18 protein-coding genes are annotated in these 20,642 nt (G+C 53.7%); 9 read left to right on the top strand and 9 right to left on the bottom strand.

Translation table 11 applies throughout. The annotated features are described in order from the left end of the window. Nucleotides 1-33: 33 nt before the first annotated feature. From hflK to FAZ14_RS06910, 4 genes are all read left to right on the top strand, one after another. Nucleotides 34-1,293, top strand: a complete 1,260-nt coding sequence (hflK, locus tag FAZ14_RS06925) for an FtsH protease activity modulator HflK (RefSeq protein WP_153508272.1) — start codon at nt 34-36, stop codon at nt 1,291-1,293. Nucleotides 1,294-1,295: 2 nt separating this feature from the next. Next, nucleotides 1,296-2,291, top strand: a complete 996-nt coding sequence (gene hflC / locus FAZ14_RS06920; RefSeq protein ID WP_012886268.1) for a protease modulator HflC — start codon at nt 1,296-1,298, stop codon at nt 2,289-2,291. Nucleotides 2,292-2,353: 62 nt separating this feature from the next. Next, on the top strand, nt 2,354-2,554 hold the full coding sequence (locus tag FAZ14_RS06915) for a DUF2065 domain-containing protein (RefSeq protein ID WP_012886267.1): 201 nt from the start codon (nt 2,354-2,356) through the stop codon (nt 2,552-2,554). Nucleotides 2,555-2,653: 99 nt separating this feature from the next. Further along, nucleotides 2,654-3,952 (top strand): adenylosuccinate synthase, encoded by a 1,299-nt coding sequence (locus FAZ14_RS06910; RefSeq protein WP_016940702.1) that lies wholly within the window; start codon nt 2,654-2,656, stop codon nt 3,950-3,952. Nucleotides 3,953-4,098: 146 nt separating this feature from the next. Here FAZ14_RS06910 and mpl read toward each other — a convergent pair whose 3' ends face one another. Then, complete coding sequence (mpl, locus tag FAZ14_RS06905; protein ID WP_038926586.1) at nt 4,099-5,481, bottom strand: UDP-N-acetylmuramate:L-alanyl-gamma-D-glutamyl-meso-diaminopimelate ligase; 1,383 nt, start codon at nt 5,479-5,481, stop codon at nt 4,099-4,101. Nucleotides 5,482-5,651: 170 nt separating this feature from the next. On the opposite strand from mpl, the gene fbp reads away from it, so the two are divergent. Continuing rightward, nucleotides 5,652-6,656 carry a class 1 fructose-bisphosphatase gene (fbp, locus tag FAZ14_RS06900; RefSeq protein ID WP_016940700.1) on the top strand — a complete coding sequence of 335 codons (1,005 nt, stop codon included), beginning with the start codon at nt 5,652-5,654 and terminating at the stop codon, nt 6,654-6,656. 252 nt (nt 6,657-6,908) lie between these two features. Here fbp and ruvX read toward each other — a convergent pair whose 3' ends face one another. From ruvX to FAZ14_RS06860, 8 genes are all read right to left on the bottom strand, one after another. Further along, nucleotides 6,909-7,340, bottom strand: coding sequence for a Holliday junction resolvase RuvX (ruvX, locus tag FAZ14_RS06895; protein ID WP_016940698.1), 432 nt, complete (start codon nt 7,338-7,340; stop codon nt 6,909-6,911). Beyond that, nucleotides 7,340-7,903 (bottom strand): YqgE/AlgH family protein, encoded by a 564-nt coding sequence (locus tag FAZ14_RS06890; protein WP_012886262.1) that lies wholly within the window; start codon nt 7,901-7,903, stop codon nt 7,340-7,342. Before FAZ14_RS06890 ends, ruvX begins: the two co-directional genes overlap by 1 nt. Before the next feature lie 106 nt (nt 7,904-8,009). Then, complete coding sequence (gene gshB, locus FAZ14_RS06885) at nt 8,010-8,963, bottom strand: glutathione synthase (RefSeq protein WP_019843316.1); 954 nt, start codon at nt 8,961-8,963, stop codon at nt 8,010-8,012. A gap of 11 nt (nt 8,964-8,974) precedes the next feature. Then, a complete protein-coding gene (rsmE, locus tag FAZ14_RS06880; RefSeq protein ID WP_038926587.1) occupies nt 8,975-9,709 on the bottom strand; it encodes a 16S rRNA (uracil(1498)-N(3))-methyltransferase in 735 nt (244 codons plus the stop codon). Between the two features lie 128 nt (nt 9,710-9,837). Beyond that, on the bottom strand, nt 9,838-10,536 hold the full coding sequence (gene endA, locus FAZ14_RS06875; protein ID WP_016940695.1) for a deoxyribonuclease I: 699 nt from the start codon (nt 10,534-10,536) through the stop codon (nt 9,838-9,840). Between the two features lie 100 nt (nt 10,537-10,636). Next, entirely contained in the window at nt 10,637-11,149 is a 513-nt protein-coding gene (locus FAZ14_RS06870; RefSeq protein WP_038926588.1) for a SprT family zinc-dependent metalloprotease, read from the bottom strand. Between the two features lie 140 nt (nt 11,150-11,289). Next, entirely contained in the window at nt 11,290-12,444 is a 1,155-nt protein-coding gene (gene metK / locus FAZ14_RS06865; RefSeq protein WP_016940693.1) for a methionine adenosyltransferase, read from the bottom strand. A 116-nt stretch (nt 12,445-12,560) separates the two neighbouring features. Continuing rightward, nucleotides 12,561-12,920 carry a hypothetical protein gene (locus tag FAZ14_RS06860; RefSeq protein WP_152446784.1) on the bottom strand — a complete coding sequence of 120 codons (360 nt, stop codon included), beginning with the start codon at nt 12,918-12,920 and terminating at the stop codon, nt 12,561-12,563. Nucleotides 12,921-13,239: 319 nt separating this feature from the next. Here FAZ14_RS06860 and speA point away from each other — a divergent pair, with 319 nt between their 5' ends. From speA to epd, 4 genes are all read left to right on the top strand, one after another. Next, complete coding sequence (gene speA, locus FAZ14_RS06855) at nt 13,240-15,216, top strand: biosynthetic arginine decarboxylase (RefSeq protein ID WP_016940691.1); 1,977 nt, start codon at nt 13,240-13,242, stop codon at nt 15,214-15,216. A 302-nt stretch (nt 15,217-15,518) separates the two neighbouring features. Next, nucleotides 15,519-16,712 (top strand): MFS transporter TsgA, encoded by a 1,194-nt coding sequence (gene tsgA, locus FAZ14_RS06850; RefSeq protein WP_038926589.1) that lies wholly within the window; start codon nt 15,519-15,521, stop codon nt 16,710-16,712. A gap of 398 nt (nt 16,713-17,110) precedes the next feature. After that, entirely contained in the window at nt 17,111-19,105 is a 1,995-nt protein-coding gene (tkt, locus tag FAZ14_RS06845) for a transketolase (protein ID WP_038905730.1), read from the top strand. 473 nt (nt 19,106-19,578) lie between these two features. Continuing rightward, nucleotides 19,579-20,595, top strand: a complete 1,017-nt coding sequence (gene epd, locus FAZ14_RS06840; RefSeq protein WP_038926591.1) for an erythrose-4-phosphate dehydrogenase — start codon at nt 19,579-19,581, stop codon at nt 20,593-20,595. The last annotated feature ends 47 nt before the right edge of the window (nt 20,596-20,642 follow it).

The following is a 20,642-nucleotide window of genomic DNA, read 5'->3' as shown; positions in this document are numbered from 1 at the left end:
AAAAAATACCTATCATAATGAATGGAGCTAAACATGGCGTGGAATCAGCCCGGTAACAACGGACAGGACCGCGACCCGTGGGGGAGCAGCAATAACAATAGCGGCAACTCTGGCGGAAACAATAAAGGTGGACGGGATCAGGGGCCGCCTGACCTCGATGATATATTCCGTAAGCTGAGTAAAAAACTCGGCGATCTGGGCGGTAAATCATCAGGTTCCGGCTCTGGTTCTCAGGGCGGCAGCACAAACAGTGGCCGTATTCTGGGCCTGGTCGTGGCGGCCGTGGTGGTGGTATGGGGTGTCAGCGGTTTCTATACCATCAAAGAAGCCGAGCGTGGTGTGGTCACCCGCTTTGGTAAATTCAGCCATCTGGTGGGGCCGGGTCTTAACTGGAAACCGACCTTTGTTGATGCAGTCCGTGCCGTCAACGTGGAGTCTGTCCGCGAACTGGCGACATCCGGCGTTATGCTGACATCCGACGAGAATGTGGTGCGGGTGGAGATGAACGTTCAGTACCGCGTCACTCAGCCGGAAAAATACCTGTTTAGCGTCACCAATGCTGACGACAGCTTGCGTCAGGCGACCGATAGCGCGCTGCGTGGCGTTATTGGCAAGTACACGATGGATAAAATCCTGACTGAAGGGCGTACCATTGTGCGTACGGATACCCAGCGAGTGCTGGAAGAGACCGTGCGTCCGTATGATATGGGCATTACCTTGCTGGATGTGAACTTCCAGACTGCCCGTCCGCCTGAAGAAGTTAAAGCCGCATTCGACGATGCGATTGCCGCCCGTGAAAACGAGCAGCAGTACATCCGTGAAGCGGAAGCCTACGCTAATGAAGTCCAGCCGCGTGCCAATGGTCAGGCACAGCGTATTCTGGAAGAATCCCGCGCCTATAAAGACCGTACCGTACTGGAAGCGCAAGGTGAGGTCTCTCGTTTCTCACGCCTGTTGCCGGAATATAAGGCCGCACCGGAAATTACCCGTGAGCGTCTCTATATTGAAACCATGGAACGTGTGCTGAGCCACACTAACAAGGTGCTGGTGAGTGACAAGAGCAACAACCTGATGGTGCTGCCGCTCGATCAATTGATGCGAGGTCAGGGGAGTTTCCCGGCAACCGTACCTGCCAACGGCAATGCAGCGAATCCTGCGCCGTTGCGCCTGCCATCGACATCCGGCGGTAGCGGTGCCAGCTATGCGCCGCGTTCTTCCAACAACGGTAATATTATGGATCAGCGCCGCGCCAACGCGCAGCGTGACGAGATCAATCGCGTAGGGAGAGAATAATTATGCGTAAGTCAGTCCTCTTTATTCTTGCCCTGTTACTGGTGGTGGTCTATGCCTCGCTGTTTGTGGTGCAGGAGGGCCAGCGCGGCATCGTCATGCGCTTTGGTAAGGTATTGCGCGATAGTGAAAATAAGCCGCAAGTGTATCTGCCCGGTCTGCATGTGAAGATCCCCTTCCTGGAGTCGGTAAAAATGCTGGATGCCCGCATCCAGACGATGGAAAACCAGGCTGATCGCTTCATTACTAAAGAACAGAAAGACTTGATTGTTGACTCGTATATCAAATGGCGTATCAGCGATTTCAGTCGTTACTACCTGGCGACCGGCGGTGGCGATGTCTCTCAGGCGGAAGTGCTGCTCAAGCGTAAATTCAGTGACCGTCTGCGTTCTGAAATCGGTCGTCTGGATGTTAAAGGTATCGTCACCGATTCCCGTGGTCAGCTGATGTCTGATGTGCGCGAAGCGCTGAATAACGGTACGGGTGAAACCACGGAAGCGGATAACGCGATTGCTTCTGCTGCTGCGCGAGTTGCGCGTGAAACTACTGGCGACATGCCGCGGGTTAACCCGAATAGTATGGCGGCACTCGGGATTGAAGTAATTGATGTGCGTATCAAGCAGATCAACCTGCCGACCGAAGTCTCGGATGCTATTTACCAGCGTATGCGTGCTGAGCGTGAAGCGGTTGCCCGCCGTCACCGTTCTCAAGGTCAGGAACAGGCAGAGAAGATCAAGGCAGCTGCTGATTATGAAGTGACCCGTACACTGGCAGAAGCGGAACGCCAGGGGCGCATCATGCGTGGTGAAGGCGACGCCGAAGCGGCAAAACTGTTTGCGGCTGCATTCAGTCAGGACCCGGAATTCTATGGTTTCATTCGTAGTCTGCGAGCGTATGAGCATAGCTTCAACAGCTCCAATCAGGATGTACTGGTGTTGAGCCCTGACAGCGATTTCTTCCGCTATATGAAATCGCCTGAAAAGAGCCTCCCGGCGCGTTAAGGTTGTCTGTCGCTACACTATCAAGCCCGTGTTTACGGGCTTTTTTCTGTCTGGAGTTTTTTATGAATGTGAGCATCTGGCTGGCGCTGGGGTTAGTGCTGATTATGGAAGGGTTGGGGCCCTTGCTGTTTCCCCGTATCTGGCGTCGGATGATCCTGACGATGGCGCAGCTACCCGATAATATTTTGCGTCGGTTTGGCGGTGGTATTGTGGTTGCTGGGTGTGTGATCTACTACATGTTGCGTAGTCGAACTGGCGGCTGAAATTTCCACTAAAAATGTGCGCAATCGTGTGCTAAAACTACTGAAAGCCGAAAGATGAGATGCTAGAATCCTTTTTTAACCAATCTGGTGATTCTTGAGATGGGTAAGAACGTTGTCGTACTGGGCACCCAATGGGGTGACGAAGGTAAAGGCAAGGTCGTAGACCTGCTGACTGAACGGGCCAAATATGTTGTGCGCTACCAGGGTGGCCACAATGCTGGTCACACGCTAGTTATCAACGGTGAAAAAACCGTTCTCCATTTAATTCCCTCCGGTATTCTGCGTGAGAATGTCATCAGCATCATCGGTAACGGTGTTGTGTTGGCACCGGATGCGCTTCTGAAGGAAATGACCGCACTCGAAGCACGTGGCGTGCCAGTGCGTGAACGTCTGTTGCTTTCCGAAGCCTGCCCGCTGATTCTGCCGTACCATGTTGCGCTGGATAATGCCCGCGAAAAAGCGCGTGGCGCGAAAGCTATCGGTACGACTGGCCGTGGTATCGGTCCGGCGTATGAGGACAAGGTTGCACGTCGTGGTTTGCGCGTTGGCGATCTGTTCGATCAGGAAAGTTTTGCCATCAAACTGAAAGAAATTATGGAATACCATAACTTCCAGTTGGTGCATTACTACAAAGCCGAGCCGGTGGATTTCCAGAAAACGCTGGATGATGTGTTGGCAGTCGCTGACATTCTGACTGGCATGGTCGTAGACGTATCCGATTTGTTGTTCAAAGCGCATCAGCGTGGCGATTTCGTCATGTTCGAAGGGGCGCAGGGTACGCTGCTGGATATCGACCACGGTACCTATCCCTATGTGACCTCCTCCAATACCACCGCAGGTGGTGTAGCGACCGGTTCTGGTCTGGGGCCGCGTTACGTGGATTATGTCCTGGGTATCGTTAAAGCTTACTCCACACGTGTTGGTGCAGGTCCGTTCCCGACTGAGCTGTTCGATGATGTTGGCGAACACCTGTCACAGAAAGGTAATGAGTTCGGTGCAACTACCGGTCGTCGCCGTCGTACTGGCTGGCTGGATGCAGTTGCTGTACGCCGTGCGGTGCAGATTAACTCCCTGTCCGGTTTCTGCCTGACCAAACTGGATGTGCTGGATGGTCTGAGTGAAGTGAAAATCTGCGTCGGTTACCGTATGCCGGATGGCAGCAACGTGGATGTCACTCCGTTGGCTGCAGACGGCTGGGAAGGTATCGAGCCGATTTATGAATCGTTGCCGGGTTGGTCTGAAAGCACCTTTGGCGTGAAAGAGCGCAGCAAATTGCCGCAGGCAGCGCTGAACTACATTAAGCGCATCGAAGAAGTAACGGGTGTACCGGTGGATATCATTTCCACGGGTCCAGACCGCGAAGAAACCATGATTCTGCGCGATCCTTTCGACGCATAATTTCAGTGGTTGCTGCATGAAAAAGGACGGGCTTAGCCCGTCCTTTTTGCTTTTGGCCTTTTAATCTCTGCCTTTACCTTTCCACGCTTGTCTGCTCGCCGACAAGCGGGTTGTCGGCGGCAGGCATCGTATCGTGTCAGTCTCGGTCAATCTTCGTTGTGCGTCGCCTGGGCTTTGGTATTCAGGGCATCCAGCAGTTTGTTGTGAATATTGCCGAAACCACCGTTGCTCATCACCAAGATATGATCGCCCGGCTGAGCGACTTTGCAGACCATCTCCACCAACGTATCGATATCGGCACTCCAGTAGGCGGGCTGAACACAGGCGTCAGCCACTTCAGAGACCTGCCAGGGGATATGTTGGGGCTGGAACAGGAATACGCCATCAGCACGCCCCAGAGAAGGCGCTAACTCGTTTTTGCAATGGCCCATCTTCATGGTGTTGGAGCGGGGTTCCAGCACGGCGAGAATGCGTGCTGTCCCACCCACTTTGCTGCGCAGCGCAGCCAGTGTTGCCAGAATGGCTGTCGGATGGTGAGCAAAATCGTCATACACCGACACGCCGTGCGCGGTACCGCGCAGTTCCAGACGACGGCGGGCATTAATGAAACCGCCCAGCGCCCGGCAGGCTTCCGCTGGTGTGACACCGACATGACGCGCGGCCGCGATAGCCATCAGGCCGTTATGCATGTTGTGTTCACCCACCAGATTCCAGGTGACCTCCCCAACCAGTTGATCGTTGAGGTATACCTGAAACACGCTGGCGTCGGTGGTGACTTTTTTCGCCTTCCAGATCCCTTCTTCACCCACCAGTTCTTGTTCACTCCAGCATCCCATGCTTATCACCTGCTTCAGGTGCAGGTCGTGCGATGGAACGATGATACGACCTTTGCCCGGCACCAGACGTACCAGATGGTGGAACTGCTTCTGAATGGCTTTGAGGTCATCAAAGATATCGGCGTGGTCAAATTCCAGATTATTCAGAATGAGTGTCCGCGGGCTGTAGTGAACGAACTTGGAACGCTTGTCGAAGAAGGCGCAGTCGTATTCGTCGGCTTCTACCACGAAGAATGGGCTGTCGCCCAGACGGGCGGAAACGGTGAAGTTGCCCGGTACGCCGCCGATGACGAACCCCGGCTGATAGCCGCAATCCTCCAGAATCCAGGTCACCATACCGGCAGTGGTGGTTTTGCCGTGGGTCCCGGCAACAGCGATGACCCAGCGCTCGCGCAGAACATGGTCATGAAGCCATTGCGGGCCGGACATATACGGGATATTTTGTTCCAGTACCGCCTCAACGCAGGGGTTGCCACGGGTCATGGCATTGCCAATGATGACCAGATCCGGTGCCGGATCCAACTGTGCGGGGTCGTAACCCTGGATAAGGGTAATCCCTTGCTCTTCCAGTAAGGTACTCATTGGCGGATAGACGTTAGCATCCGAACCGGTTACCTGATGTCCTTGTGATCGGGCCAGCAACGCCAGTCCTCCCATGAAGGTGCCACAGATTCCTAAAATATGAATACGCATACATTTTCCATCTATATTCAGAGAGTCTGCCGTCCATTCTAACGCCTGGAATACGTCATAAGAAATGGATTTGCTAGGTACTCGCTTTCTCTTTGGGCTACACTGCAGACGCAAACGCTGGCGGTACAAAAATAAAACCGCTTTTCATTCGTAGATTCTGGAATAGTGTTATGAAAACGTTAGGCGAATTTATCGTCGAAAAACAGCACGATTTCTCTCACGCCACTGGTGAGCTGACGGCTCTGCTCTCTGCCATCAAACTGGGTGCGAAGATTATTCACCGTGACATTAACAAAGCCGGTCTGGTGGATATTCTGGGCACCAGCGGCGTGTCCAACGTTCAGGGCGAAGTGCAGATGAAACTCGATCTGTACGCCAATGAAAAGCTGAAAGCGGCGCTAAAAGCCCGTGGCGAGGTGGCAGGGATTGCTTCCGAAGAAGAAGACGAAATCGTTATCTTCGACGGTGAGCGCGCTGAAAATGCCAAATACGTGGTATTGATGGACCCGCTGGACGGTTCTTCCAATATTGACGTGAATGTCTCTGTCGGTACCATTTTTTCGATTTATCGCCGTATCACTCCGCTGGGAATGCCGGTGCGCGAAGAGGATTTCCTCCAGCCTGGTCACAAGCAGGTTGCCGCGGGTTATATCGTTTACGGGTCTTCGACCATGCTGGTGTACACCACCGGTCATGGCGTGCATGCCTTCACGTATGACCCCTCGCTGGGGGTGTTCTGCCTGTCTCACGAACGCGTGCGTTTCCCGGAGAAAGGCAATATGTACTCCATCAACGAAGGGAACTACATCAAATTCCCGCAGGGCGTGAAGAAGTACATCAAGTACTGTCAGGAACAGGATGAAGCGACACAGCGTCCGTATACCACCCGTTATATCGGTTCGCTGGTGGCGGATTTCCACCGTAACTTGTTGAAGGGCGGCATTTACCTCTATCCAAGTACTGCCAGCTATCCAGAAGGGAAACTGCGCTTGCTGTACGAATGTAATCCGATGGCGTTTTTGGCTGAGCAGGCGGGCGGTAAAGCCAGTGATGGTAAAAACCGCATTCTGGATCTTGTCCCGCAGAAATTGCATCAGCGTGCGCCGTTCTTTGTCGGTAACACCTCAATGGTGGAAGACCTGGAAGGGTTCCTGCGCGACTACCCGGACGAGTAATCCCCGTTAGTTGTTGTGCACGACATGTTTCACTCAGGCTCGCTTTGGCGGGCCTGAATTGTTTATACCCTTCATACTTCAAGTTGCAGGTGTGTTGGCTGCGTTCGTTCACCCGAATCACTTACCTCAGTAAGCTCATCGGGATTCACTCTCTTGCCGCCTTCCTGCAACTCGAATTATTTTGGGTATATACAGTAAGTAAGAAAAGCCTTGATAACAAAGGTGAGGGCGACATGGCTTGCCGGGGCAGGTTTACTGCGGTTGGGTAAATTGCTGTTCGAACCAACTTTCCAGAATAATCACCGCAGAGGCCGCGTCGACGCTGCCTTTATCCAGCGCCCGGAATCCACCACGTTCGAACAGATCTGCGCGTGCTTCCACGGTACTTAGCCGTTCATCATGCAACTCAACGGTGACGCCGAAACGGCCATGCAGGCGCTGGGCAAATTTACGCGCCCGTGCGGTCAGCGGTTGTTCGGTACCATCCATATTCAGCGGCAGGCCGACGATGATTAACGCGGGCTGCCACTCGTTGAGCAGCTTTTCCACTTTCTGCCAGTCGGGTATGCCATCCTGCGCTTTCAGTGATGTCAACGGGCGGGCCGTCCCGGTGATTTCCTGACCGATAGCAACGCCAATACTGCGGGTGCCAAAGTCGAAGGCCAGTAATGTTCGGTTTCCCATCAGGCATGCCCCGCTTCGGCTGCGATATTATGAATGTCCACACCCAGTTTTTTAGCAGCCGCACGCCAGCGCTCAGCAATCGGTGTATGGAATAACAGATGGTGGTCCGCCGGTACGGTCAGCCAGGCGTTCTCCAACAGTTCGCTCTCTAATTGGCCCCCTTCCCAGGCTGAATAACCCAACGCGACCAATGTATTGCGCGGCTGCTCCGGCGTCCCCAACGTTTCCAGCACATCTTTTGACGTGGTGATCATGGTTTCGTCGGAAATACTGATGCTGGAGGCAAAACCCTCACAAGGGGTATGCAGGATAAAGCCGCGATCGTCTGCCAGCGGGCCACCGGAAAACACCGGCTTATCGAGACGGATAGTCGTATCCCGACGATCAGGCGTAATCTTCAGCTTTTTGAGGATGTTCTCGACGGTGAACTGTTCCATTGGTTTGTTGATGATAAGACCCATGGCGCCGTCTTCATTGTGTTCGCAGATGTAAATCACCGTCCGCCTGAACACCGAGTCCTGCAGAGAGGGCATCGCAATCAGAAAATGGTGCTGTAAATTCATTGTCTTTATTATCGCTTCTCTGTCGGAGTGAATGTTTCCGGTTCGCCGCCGGGCAGCGAACCGGGTGGGGCTCTACATCACCGACCGGGATACGGTCCGTGTATCGTTAACGCTGAGCCAGCCTACGATCAATCGCGTCCATCAGCATGCCAGTAATAGAGACATCCGGATAGGCGGCTTCGATTTCACGCACACAAGTAGGACTGGTGACGTTAATTTCGGTCAGGCGATCGCCAATGATGTCCAGCCCGACGAAGATCAAGCCTTTCTGTTTCAGTACCGGTGCGACGGTACGGGCAATCTGCCAGTCGCTTTCGCTGAGTGGGCGGGCTTCGCCCCGGCCACCCGCGGCCAGATTCCCACGGGTTTCACCGCTTTTCGGAATGCGTGCCAGGCAGTAAGGCACGGGTTCACCATCGACCACCAGTACGCGTTTATCGCCGTCTTTAATGGCAGGCAGGTAGTTTTGCGCCATGCAGTAACGGCTACCGTGTTCGGTCAGCGTTTCGATAATGACCGATACGTTAGCATCCTCTGGCTTCAGGCGGAAAATCGACGCGCCGCCCATGCCATCGAGTGGTTTTAAGATGACGTCGCTGTGGTGCTGATGGAACGCCCGCAGCCGATCGGCATTGCGGGTGACCAGCGTATCTGGCGTTAACTGCGGGAACCAGGCGGTGAACAGTTTCTCGTTACAATCGCGCAGGCTTTGCGGTTTGTTAACGATGAGCGTCCCTTTCTCTTCCGCTCGCTCCAGAATATAGGTGGCGTAGATGAATTCGGTGTCAAACGGCGGGTCTTTGCGCATCAACACCACATCTAATTCGTGCAGGGCGATGTCCTGCGTCGCACCGAAGTCGTACCAATGGTTGTAATCGTATTGAACGCTCAGCGTGCGGGTGGTGGCCCGGGCTTCACCTGCGTGCAGGTAGAGGTCGCCCATTTCCATATAGTGTAGTTCCCAGCCACGACGCTGGGCTTCCTGCAACATCGCAAAGCTGGTGTCTTTCTTGATATTGATGGACGAAATCGGGTCCATCACGATACCGAGTTTTCTCATTATTCTCTCCTTTACCCCAAATCGCCGAATCGCACCTGAAGCGCGGTGATTGCGGTGAGCGCGGTGGTTTCTGTACGCAGAACGCGAGGCCCCAGCAGGATATCAGTAAATCCCTGGGTTGCGGTCATGGCGATTTCGTCTGCTGATAATCCGCCTTCCGGGCCAATCAACAACCGGATGCGTGATACCGGCAACGGCAATGTATTGATGTGTTGCGACGCCCGCGGATGCAGGTTCAGTTTTAACCCATTGTCCGATTCCGCGCACCAGCTTTCCAACGTCTGGACTGGACGAATATCCGGTATCCGGTTTCTGCCGCACTGTTCGCAGGCCGCAACGGCGATTTTTTGCCACTGCGCGATTTTCTTCTCCAGCCGTTCACCATCCAGTTTGACGCCGCAACGTTCGGATAGCAGCGGAGTGATGATATTAACACCCAGCTCGATGGATTTTTGGATAGTGAATTCCATTTTTTCGCCACGTGACATCACCTGGCCCAAATGCAGGTGCAAGGGTGACTCCCGGTCTTCCGTTTGACCGGCGGCATAACGGACCCGCACGTTTTTTTTCCCGGCCTGCACAATCTCGGCCTCGAAGACCTGATTACTGCCGTCAAACAGTTGCAGCGCCTGCCCGGCGCTCATGCGAAGTACCCGGCCCACATGGTTGGCGGCGTCTTCGCTCAGATCGGTTTCTCCCCCTTGTGGGGCAAGCGTATCGGGATGAAAAATGCGCGGTATTCGCATGAATAATCTGGCCTTAGGTGGTAGTTAATCGAAGGGGCAAAGCCTGACAGACCCCGGTCACCGGTATAGCAACGGTGGCGACGGCGGCGCTTATTATAAGAGACACGCCGTTATAGTAGGGAGCAGCATCAGGGCTGGCAAGCCTCTTGCACATAGGGGTTAGGGTTGCCTTGTATCGCTGCGATGCGTTTTTCACGGGTACATTCCCACGCGGTGACCGGGTATTGTTTGCTCCAGACATCAAACAGTTGGGTCTGCTGGCGGGACAGGTTCAGATGATAGCGATCACGCATATAGAAGTAGGTGCGGGCGATAGCACCGCGTGCTCGTTCGGGCGGTTCTGCCAGTTGGTTTTTAAAATCAATCTTCATCTCGCACTGGCCATATTGACGCTCGCCACCATTCCACTGGCTGTACATGAAGTTGCCGCGATCGCCGTTCACTTCACCAATTGACGGTTGCAAGTTGTGCAGATCGGTTTCCATCTGGCGGTAAACATCGTCTTTGGTACAGTTCTTGCGGCCACCGTCTTGCCAGCACTGGCGCTGATTACCAAATTGCCATGCAGGCACGACGTGTTCCCACTCAATACGATGAGCGCGGTTGGCGTCTTTGCGAACCTGATAGCCGCATGAGGCCAGGTCCGGCGTTCCTTTTTTACCCTGCCAGTTAATGGTACAGCCGCAGTAGAAGGTACCGGGTGCATCCTGATGGATTTTCACGGCGGCAGCTTTGGCTTGCGTGAAATTATTGATGTTCTGACCGGCTACGGCCAGCGTTGTCAGGCCTGCGCCCAACACCACGAAAATGACAACATTGCGAAGCATATTCCAACGTCACCTGCAGGGTTAAAAACGGGCAGCGTACCTGAGGAAGACCGTACAGGCAAACTCAAAAAACACAGTATTAGATGCCAGCTATTTTTGTTTAAACAGGTTTTGTTACAAGAGCGCGTAACCGTTCGCCGCAAGCGCGACAACGGTATTCTGATTCGCCCTTTATCACCCGGTTATGCCGACGAACAGTGAGTTCATGGCGACGGCAGGCGCATTCATAAAGGAAGGTTTTCCCCTGGACTGATGCTGTCGCAAACTGATGGGTACGACGGGCGGGGACGTTCAACACGCTTTCCATCATCCAGCGCCATTGTTGACCGTGTGGCGCGGTTTTACCAAAACGGGCGTAGACCAGCAGGTGCGCCAGTTCGTGCGGCACGACTTCGTCAATGAACGGCTGCTGGTTTTCCAGTAATAACACCGGGTTGAGGCGGATTTCCCACTCTTTGAGCCAGGCGCTGCCCGCTGTGGAACCGCGTTGCTGGTAGTTGATGACCGGTTCAGGGTAATCGCTGCCTAATACGGTATTGGCCTGCTGAAGTTTTTCTCGCAGACAACGCATGACCGCTTGTTGCAGGGCGATAGGAAGACGTGGTGTGTTCATGCTGGCAGCTTACGGGCTGGGCGAACCGGATGCAATCATGACTTCAGACACAATCATGAGCAGACACAATCATGCCCACAGGCTTCGGCAATAAAAAACGGCGAAGCGCTGCTTCGCCGTTGGCATGTCAGAAAAGCGGATTATTTCAGGCCTGCGGCATCGCGCAGTTTTTCTGCCACGTCGGTTTTTTCCCACGGGAATTCTTCACGGCCAAAGTGACCGTAAGCTGCGGTTTTCTGGTAGATCGGATGCAGCAAGTCCAGCATCTGAATCAAACCGTAAGGGCGCAGATCGAAGAACTGACGAACCAGATCAACCAGGCGATCGCTGGAGACTTTCTCCGTACCGAAGGTTTCCACCATGATGGAAGTCGGTTCTGCAACGCCGATAGCGTAAGACACCTGGATCTCACAACGATCTGCCAGACCGGCGGCCACGATGTTTTTCGCGACATAACGGGCGGCGTAGGCAGCGGAGCGGTCCACTTTAGACGGATCCTTACCGGAGAAGGCACCACCACCGTGACGTGCGGCACCGCCGTAAGTATCAACGATGATTTTACGACCCGTCAGACCGCAGTCACCCATTGGGCCACCGATAACAAAACGGCCAGTCGGGTTGATGAAGTATTTGGTATTGGCAGAGAGCCATTCAGACGGCAGAACCGGCTTGATGATCTCTTCCATCACCGCTTCCTGCAGGTCTTTCTGCCCGATGGATTCTGAATGCTGGGTAGACAATACAACGGCGTCGATACCGACGATTTTGCCGTTGTCGTAAGCAAAGGTCACCTGGCTCTTGGCATCGGGACGCAGCCACGGCAGGGTGCCATTTTTGCGCACTTCAGACTGACGTTGCACCAGACGGTGTGCATAGGTGATCGGTGCTGGCATCAGTACGTCGGTTTCGTTGGTGGCGTAGCCGAACATCAGGCCCTGGTCGCCCGCGCCTTGCTCCAGCGGGTCTTTACGGTCAACGCCCTGGTTGATGTCCGGAGACTGCTTGCCGATGGCGCTCAGTACTGCGCAAGAGTTGGCGTCAAAACCCATTTCTGAGTTGACGTAGCCAATTTCGCGGACGGTGCGACGTGTGATTTCTTCGATATCCACCCAGGCGCTGGTAGTGATTTCACCACCAACTAACACCATACCGGTTTTTACGTAAGTTTCGCAGGCAACCCGCGCTTTGGGGTCCTGCTCCAGAATCGCGTCAAGGACGGCGTCGGAAATCTGGTCAGCGATTTTATCAGGATGTCCTTCGGAGACCGACTCGGATGTAAAAAGGTGTTTAGCCATGAGTTTCTTTACCTTATAAGCTAAAGCCGTTAATCAATAATTCAGTTAATCAGTATAGATGGATTAACATCTGGATGGCTATTCTAGGCCACACGATAGCACCATGCCAGCAGTTTTTATGCCGCGGCGGTGGACTGGCAATCTTCATCGGCAGTGTTTGCCAACATGATAGGTTTTTTTACCATTTTCATTTTGCTTTTCCGGGGATGGATAGGTATAAACGGCAGGCGGTTTTGTTGTCCGTCATTCGGGGCCTCAAAATGTGGCGCGACGCTTGTTCTGAGAGTGCAATTCTGAGAGACCAGCGAGTGCTGCGACAAGACGCTTGCCGATACTGTTTGACCGTTTTCCTGATGGTTGTCGTGATAGCCTGACCGCATCATCTGCGGCGAGCGTGGAGGTGATAGGATTAATGATCCGTTGTTTATTGAGTGAGTTGCGCCTGCCGCGCTTTTCTTCTGACGCCACTGCGTCACTGACTCAATCCTTTCCGCCATTTGCCCGAAGTTGCCTGTCCCGCAGCGCAACGCAGGACTCCCGAGCTGGCTAACCTGCTTTTTTCTCCGCGCCAGTGAATGCGTGTGCGTTCTTCCTGGCGGTGTTTTCCCTGGTTTTCACCGACCCGAATCTCGGAGTCTGACATCGTGTTTTACACTAATAAGAGTCATAAAACGACGGCATACTACTGCCCGTCGGTTTTTTCACTGCCAGCGATGCACGCTTTTGCTATGTCGCCGGTATTTGTTGCGGGAAAAAATGTGATTATTCATCTAAAAGTGGAAGAAGGGGATCGCCATGTCTGACGATATGATTCAACCGTACTCGTCAGCGGCGGGTAAACACGATCATCTGCGCTCCATGCAGGAGGTAGCCATGAATGACCGCGACGCCAGCGAGATGCTGAGAACGTATAATATTGCCTGGTGGGGCAATAATTACTATGACGTCAACGAACTGGGTCACATCAGCGTGTGCCCGGATCCAGACGTGCCAGAGGCGCGTGTCGATCTGGCTAAACTGGTAAAAACCCGCCAGCAGGATAATCAGCGTCTGCCTGCGCTGTTCTGCTTCCCGCAGATTTTGCAACACCGCCTGCGTTCCATTAATGCCGCGTTCAAACGCGCGCGTGAGTCTTTCGGTTATGAAGGCGGCTATTTTCTGGTTTATCCCATCAAAGTTAACCAGCATCGCCGCGTCATTGAATCCCTGATCAATTCCGGTGAGCCGCTGGGGTTGGAAGCGGGCTCCAAAGCGGAATTGATGGCGGTATTGGGCCATGCGGGTATGACCCGTACCGTTATCGTCTGTAACGGTTATAAAGACCGTGAGTATATCCGACTGGCCTTGATCGGCGAAAAGCTGGGTCACAAGGTCTATCTGGTCATTGAAAAGATGTCGGAAATCAAGCTGGTGCTGGAAGAGGCCGAGCGTCTGAACGTGGTGCCACGTTTGGGCGTGCGTGCGCGTCTGGCATCGCAGGGTTCCGGCAAGTGGCAGTCGAGTGGTGGTGAAAAGTCCAAGTTCGGTCTGGCCGCGACACAGGTACTGCAACTGGTGGAACTGCTGCGTAACGCCAACCGTCTCGATAGCCTGCAACTGCTGCATTTCCACTTGGGTTCACAACTGGCGAACATTCGTGATATCGCCACCGGTGTGCGTGAATCTGCGCGTTTTTACGTTGAACTGCATAAACTGGGCGTCAACATTCAGTGTTTTGACGTCGGTGGTGGATTGGGCGTCGATTACGAAGGCACCCGTTCGCAGTCTGACTGTTCGGTCAATTACGGTCTGAACGAGTACGCCAACAACGTTATCTGGGGGATTGGCGACGCCTGTAACGAATACGGCTTGCCGCATCCGATGGTGATAACCGAGTCCGGGCGGGCGGTGACCGCGCATCACACCGTGCTGGTATCCAATATCATCGGGGTAGAGCGTAACGAATTCAGCGAACCGACGGCACCGGATGAAGACGCACCGCGTGCGTTGGAAAGCTTGTGGAGCACCTGGCAGGAAATTCAGGAACCGGGCAACCGCCGTTCGCTGCGTGAATGGCTGCACGACAGCCAGATGGACCTGAATGATGTCCATACCCAGTACACCCACGGTATGCTGGATTTGACCCAACGCGCGCAGGCGGAACAGCTTTATCTGAATATCTGCCAGCGCCTTCAGCAGCAGCTTGACCCGAGTAACCGTGCGCACCGGCCTATTATTGATGAACTGCAGGAACGTATGGCAGATAAGCTGTATGTCAACTTCTCGCTGTTCCAGTCGATGCCCGATGCCTGGGGTATCGATCAGTTATTCCCGGTGTTACCGCTCGAAGGGCTGGACAAGCCGCCGCAGCGTCGTGCGGTACTGCTGGACATTACCTGCGATTCTGACGGCACTATTGATCACTATGTGGATGGCGATGGCGTTGCCACAACGATGCCGATGCCGCCTTACGACCCGGAAAACCCACCGTTGCTGGGATTTTTCATGGTGGGGGCGTATCAGGAAATCCTCGGCAATATGCACAACCTGTTTGGTGATACGTCGACCGTTGATGTGTTTGTATTCCAGGATGGGACGGTTGAGCTGGAAGAGTCGGATGAAGGCAACACCGTGGCCGATATGCTGGAATATGTGCAGCTTGACCCGGATGTGTTGATGTCTCGCTTCCGCGATCAGGTGAAGGGAGCCAATCTGGCGCCGGAACTGCAGGCACAGTTCCTTGATGAGTTTGAAACCGGGTTATACGGTTACACTTATCTGGAAGACGAGTAATCTCTCGTTAGAAAAGGTTGAGTGCTGATAAGGCACTCAACCTTTTTCTTTTCCGGGCGTGCAGCCATACTGACTGCTGTACGGTATGTCTGCGTTTATTACACAGTACGTCAGTTTTTTATTACATAGCACGTCTGGTTGTGTGTAGTTCGGCGTGTAGTAAGGCAGATTAACGCTTTCCGGTTAGCATGCCGTTTTGTGTGTGCGGCCTGGCAACACTTTGATGACAACGTTGTGGCGCAACGTCGATACCAGAATCGGGTATCGCCTGCGCTTTTCCTATTTGATGACAGGAAGGATATATGTCTGATCTCAATCGTCAGCGGTTATTTTTTACCAGCTGCTTTTCTTATGCGCTGACCGGTGCGCTGGTTATCGTCACGGGCATGGTCATGGGTGATATCGCTCAGTACTTCAATGTTCCGATAGCCAATATGAGTAATACCTTTACGTTTCTGAATGCCGGTATTTTGCTGTCCATTTTCCTGAATGTCTGGCTGATGGATATTTTCCCGTTGAAGAAACAGCTGGTCTTCGGTTTTATACTGATTGTCCTGTCGATCGTCGGGTTGTTCGTGGGTAAATCGCTGGCGGTGTTTTCTGCCTGTATGTTTACGCTGGGCGTGGTCAGCGGCATCACCATGTCGATCGGCACCTTTCTGATTACCCAGCTCTACTCCGGGCGTCAGCGTGGTGCCCGCTTGCTGTTTACCGATTCCTTTTTCAGTATGGCCGGTATGATTTTCCCGATTGTAGCGGCGGCGTTGTTGTCCCGTCATTTCGGCTGGTACTGGATTTACGCTTGCATCGGGCTGTTGTACGTGGCGATTCTGGTTCTGACACTGCTGTCTGATTTTCCCGCTATCGGCACGGAAAAAGCCACCCCCCAGAGCGCGCCTGTCGAGGCGGAAAAATGGGGCATGGGCGTGGTATTCCTGTCTATCGCGGCGCTGTGCTATATCCTGGGGCAACTGGCGTTTATTCAGTGGGTGCCGGAATATGTGACTAAATCCTTTGGTATGAGCATTGGCGATGCCGGGGAACTGGTCAGTAGCTTCTGGACGTCGTACATGATTGGTATGTGGGTGTTCAGCGTTGTGCTCAAATTCTTTGACTTGCAGCGCGTAGTGACTGTGCTGGCTGTGCTGGCTACCGGTGCGATGTACCTGTTTGTCAGCAGCGATCAGCCTCATCTGCTGAAATACTTCATTTTTGGTTTGGGCTTCATTTCCAGCGCTATCTATACCACGCTGATTACTCTGGGCTCCCAGCAGACCAAGGTGCCGTCGCCGAAGCTGGTAAACTTCATTCTGACCTGCGGAACGGTGGGGACCATGCTGACCTTTATCGTCACTGGGCCGATCGTGCAGCACTTCGGCGTACATGCCGCGCTGGTGACCGCGAACGCGCTCTATTTTGTGGTATTCGTCATGTGCTTCCTGTTAGGGATGGTGACCCGTCACCGTTTGCATGGGCATGAGGCTGCCGCGCATTAATCGGTACAGACTTACCGTTGTGGATATTTTTCGCTAATGAGCCACGTTACAAAGGCATCCTGACCGGATGCCTTTTTTATCGGTGTCTCTTCTAAAGAAGGCCGTGCAGATGACCTCTCGGTGGTGTTATGGTGGCGCAAACGGGCGGACGTAAACAGGTAAAGCTGCTACATCGTGTGAGCTAAGGCAGATAAAACCGCCCCGATGAAAAGGAAAGCCTGCTATACGGTCTGCATGTCAGCAGATTCGTGCGTTTTTTCCGCTTGCTGTTCCATGTGCAATCGGCTGGGTTTTCATGTACATTTGTGAATATCTTCTCTTTGCCTTTTTGAGCTAACACATTGATTCATATGTTTTATGTTCGACAGGCAACTGTTCAATCCGATCTGGAGTAAAGCATGTCCTCTCGTAAAGAACTTGCCAATGCTATCCGTGCGTTGAGTATGGATGGCGTGCAGAAGGCCAAATCAGGTCATCCCGGCGCACCAATGGGTATGGCTGATATCGCTGAAGTCTTGTGGCGTGACCATCTGAACCATAACCCGGCCAACCCGCACTGGGCTAACCGCGATCGCTTCGTGCTGTCCAACGGTCATGCCTCCATGCTGATCTACAGCCTGTTGCATCTGACGGGTTATGATTTGCCGATTGAAGAACTGAAAAACTTCCGCCAGTTGCATTCCAGAACGCCGGGTCACCCGGAAGTGGGTTATACACCGGGCGTGGAAACCACCACTGGGCCGTTAGGACAGGGTATCGCTAACGCAGTCGGTATGGCGATTGCCGAGCGTACACTGGCTGCGCAGTTCAACCGTCCGGGCCACGACATCGTTGACCATCACACCTATGTCTTCCTGGGTGATGGTTGCATGATGGAAGGGATCTCTCATGAGGTCTGTTCACTGGCGGGTACCCTGAAGCTGGGTAAACTGGTTGCGTTCTACGATGACAACGGTATTTCCATCGACGGCCACATCGAAGGCTGGTTCACGGATGATACCGCTGCCCGCTTTGAATCCTATGGCTGGCACGTAATTCGTGGCATCGATGGTCATGATGCTGATGCCATCCAGCGCGCTATCAAAGAAGCGCAGAGCGTCACTGACAAACCGTCGCTGCTGCTGTGCAAAACCGTGATTGGTTTCGGTTCTCCGAACAAAGCCGGTACCCATGATTCCCACGGCGCACCGTTGGGTGATGCCGAAGTCGCTGCGACCCGCGAGCAATTGGGCTGGAAATACGGTCCGTTTGAAATCCCGGCTGATATCTATGCCGCCTGGGATGCTCGCAAAGCTGGTGAAAGCAAAGAAGCGGCCTGGCAACAGGCGTTCAATGCCTATGCCAGCGCTTATCCGGAACTGGCTGCTGAATTCACTCGTCGCGTGAACGGCGAACTGCCGGCTAACTGGCAGGCCGAGTCGACTAAAGTTGTCGAACAACTGCAGGCTAACCCGGCCAAGATCGCCAGCCGTAAAGCCTCGCAGAATGCGCTGGAAGCCTATGGCAAGCTGCTGCCGGAATTCCTGGGCGGTTCTGCCGACCTGGCACCGAGCAACCTGACGATTTGGTCTGGTTCTAAAGCGCTGAATGAAGACCCGGCGGGTAACTACATCCATTACGGGGTGCGTGAATTTGGCATGACTGCCATTGCCAACGGTATTTCGCTGCACGGCGGTTTTGTACCGTACACCGCAACGTTCCTGATGTTTGTGGAATACGCCCGTAATGCGGTGCGTATGGCAGCACTGATGAAAGTGCGCAGCATCTATGTTTACACCCATGACTCCATCGGTCTGGGCGAAGATGGCCCGACCCATCAGCCGGTAGAGCAACTGGCCAGCCTGCGTGTGACGCCAAACATGAGCACCTGGCGCCCGGCGGATCAGGTTGAAACCGCGGTGGCCTGGAAATACGCCATTGAACGTAAAGACGGCCCGACAGCGTTGATTCTGTCTCGTCAGAATCTGGCGCAGCAGGAACGTACTGCTCAGCAGTTGGCTGATGTCGCGAAAGGCGCTTACGTGCTGAAAGACAGCGGCGGCCAGCCGCAGCTGATTCTTATCGCTACCGGTTCTGAAGTCGAACTGGCCGTTGCTGCCTGGCAGAAACTGAGCGAAGAAGGCGTTAAAGCGCGCGTGGTGTCCATGCCGTCTACCGATGCATTCGACAAACAGGATGCGGCCTACCGTGAAGCGGTGCTACCGTCAGCTGTGAGCGCCCGTGTGGCGATCGAAGCGGGTATCGCTGACTACTGGTACAAGTATGTTGGCCTCAATGGCGCGATTGTTGGTATGGAAAGCTTTGGCGAATCCGCACCGGCAGAAAAACTGTTCGACGTATTTGGCTTCACTACCGATAACGTGGTGGCGAAGGCGAAAGCGCTGCTGAAATAACGCTGTTCTGCAGTTAGCCGTTCTTGTAAGGCCGGGATGGTTTCCCGGCCTTTTTTGATCCCGCTAGTCTGGGGTTAACACCTGGGTTGAACAAACTGTGCGGTAATTATTTGATGCGGATCACTCTTCTGGCATCCTCCCGGCCGCCATATTTCTTTTACCAGGCAATTCGTTTATGCTAGCTGAAGCGTTTCAGTTGTTGGTGTGACAGCGTTTGGCAACAACACTATCAGCAGGCTTTACGTGATGACACGTCCTGTGCAACAAGCGGTTTATACCCCAATAATCGAGTTGCAGGACAACACGCTCGCGTGTTGAACGCAGCGTGCTGCGGCCCTGAAAGGGCGAGGCCCAGGGATGGGCCGAGTAATGCAGCCAACACACCTGCAACTTGAAGTATGGTGGGTATATTTCTGGTGGCGTACTGATTATCCTATAACGCGCAATGCTTTTATCACTACACAGGGAATTTCATGACAATCCGTATTGCGATAAATGGCTTTGGTCGTATAGGTCGCAGCGTTCTGCGTGCGTTGTATGAATCAGGTCGGCGAGCCGAAATCACGGTGGTGGCGATTAATGAGCTGGCCAATGCCGAAGGGATTGCCCATCTGCTCAAGTACGATAGCAGCCATGGCCGTTTTTCGTGGGATGTCCGTCAGGAGTGCGATCGCTTATTGGTAGGGGATGACACTATTCGCCTGTTGCATGAGCCGGATCTCCGCTCCCTGCCGTGGGGCGAGCTGGGTGTTGATATCGTGCTGGATTGCAGCGGTGTGTACGGTAGCCGTGCCGATGGTGAAGCCCATCTGGCGGCAGGCGCGAAAAAAGTGCTGTTCTCCCACCCCGGTGCGCCAGATCTTGATGCCACCATTGTGTATGGCGTTAATCATCAGGATCTACACTCGGCTCACCGTCTGGTATCCAATGCCTCCTGCACCACCAACTGTATTATTCCGATTATTAAACTGCTGGACGATGCGTATGGCATCGAGAGCGGTACCGTGACGACGATCCATGCGTCGATGAACGACCAACCGGTGATCGATGCGTATCACCATGACCTGCGGCGTACCCGTGCTGCCAGTCAATCGATCATCCCGGTGGACACCAAACTGGCGGTGGGTATTACCCGTTTCTTTCCGAAATTTGAAGACCGTTTTGAAGCGATTTCGGTGCGGGTGCCGACTATCAATGTCACGGCTATTGATCTTAGTGTCAGCGTGAAAAACGCGGTAAACGTAAGTGAAATCAATATGCTGTTTCGCCAGTCAGCGCAGAATACATTTCGTGGTATAGTTGATTATACCGATTTGCCGTTGGTCTCAGTGGACTTCAACCACGACCCGCACAGCGCGATAGTGGATGGGACGCAAACCCGGGTCAGCGGAGGGCATCTGATCAAGACGCTGGTCTGGTGCGATAACGAATGGGGCTTTGCCAATCGGATGTTGGATACAACATGGGCGATGGCGGCCTGCGGTTTCTGATAGGCGGTGCCGGGAAACCGACACCTCACTCAAGCAACTTTAAAGAG

The sequence above is a fragment of the Dickeya oryzae genome (genome assembly GCF_009372235.1).
GTDB classification, from domain to species: domain Bacteria; phylum Pseudomonadota; class Gammaproteobacteria; order Enterobacterales; family Enterobacteriaceae; genus Dickeya; species Dickeya oryzae.
This window is presented reverse-complemented; position numbering and strand designations above follow the sequence as displayed.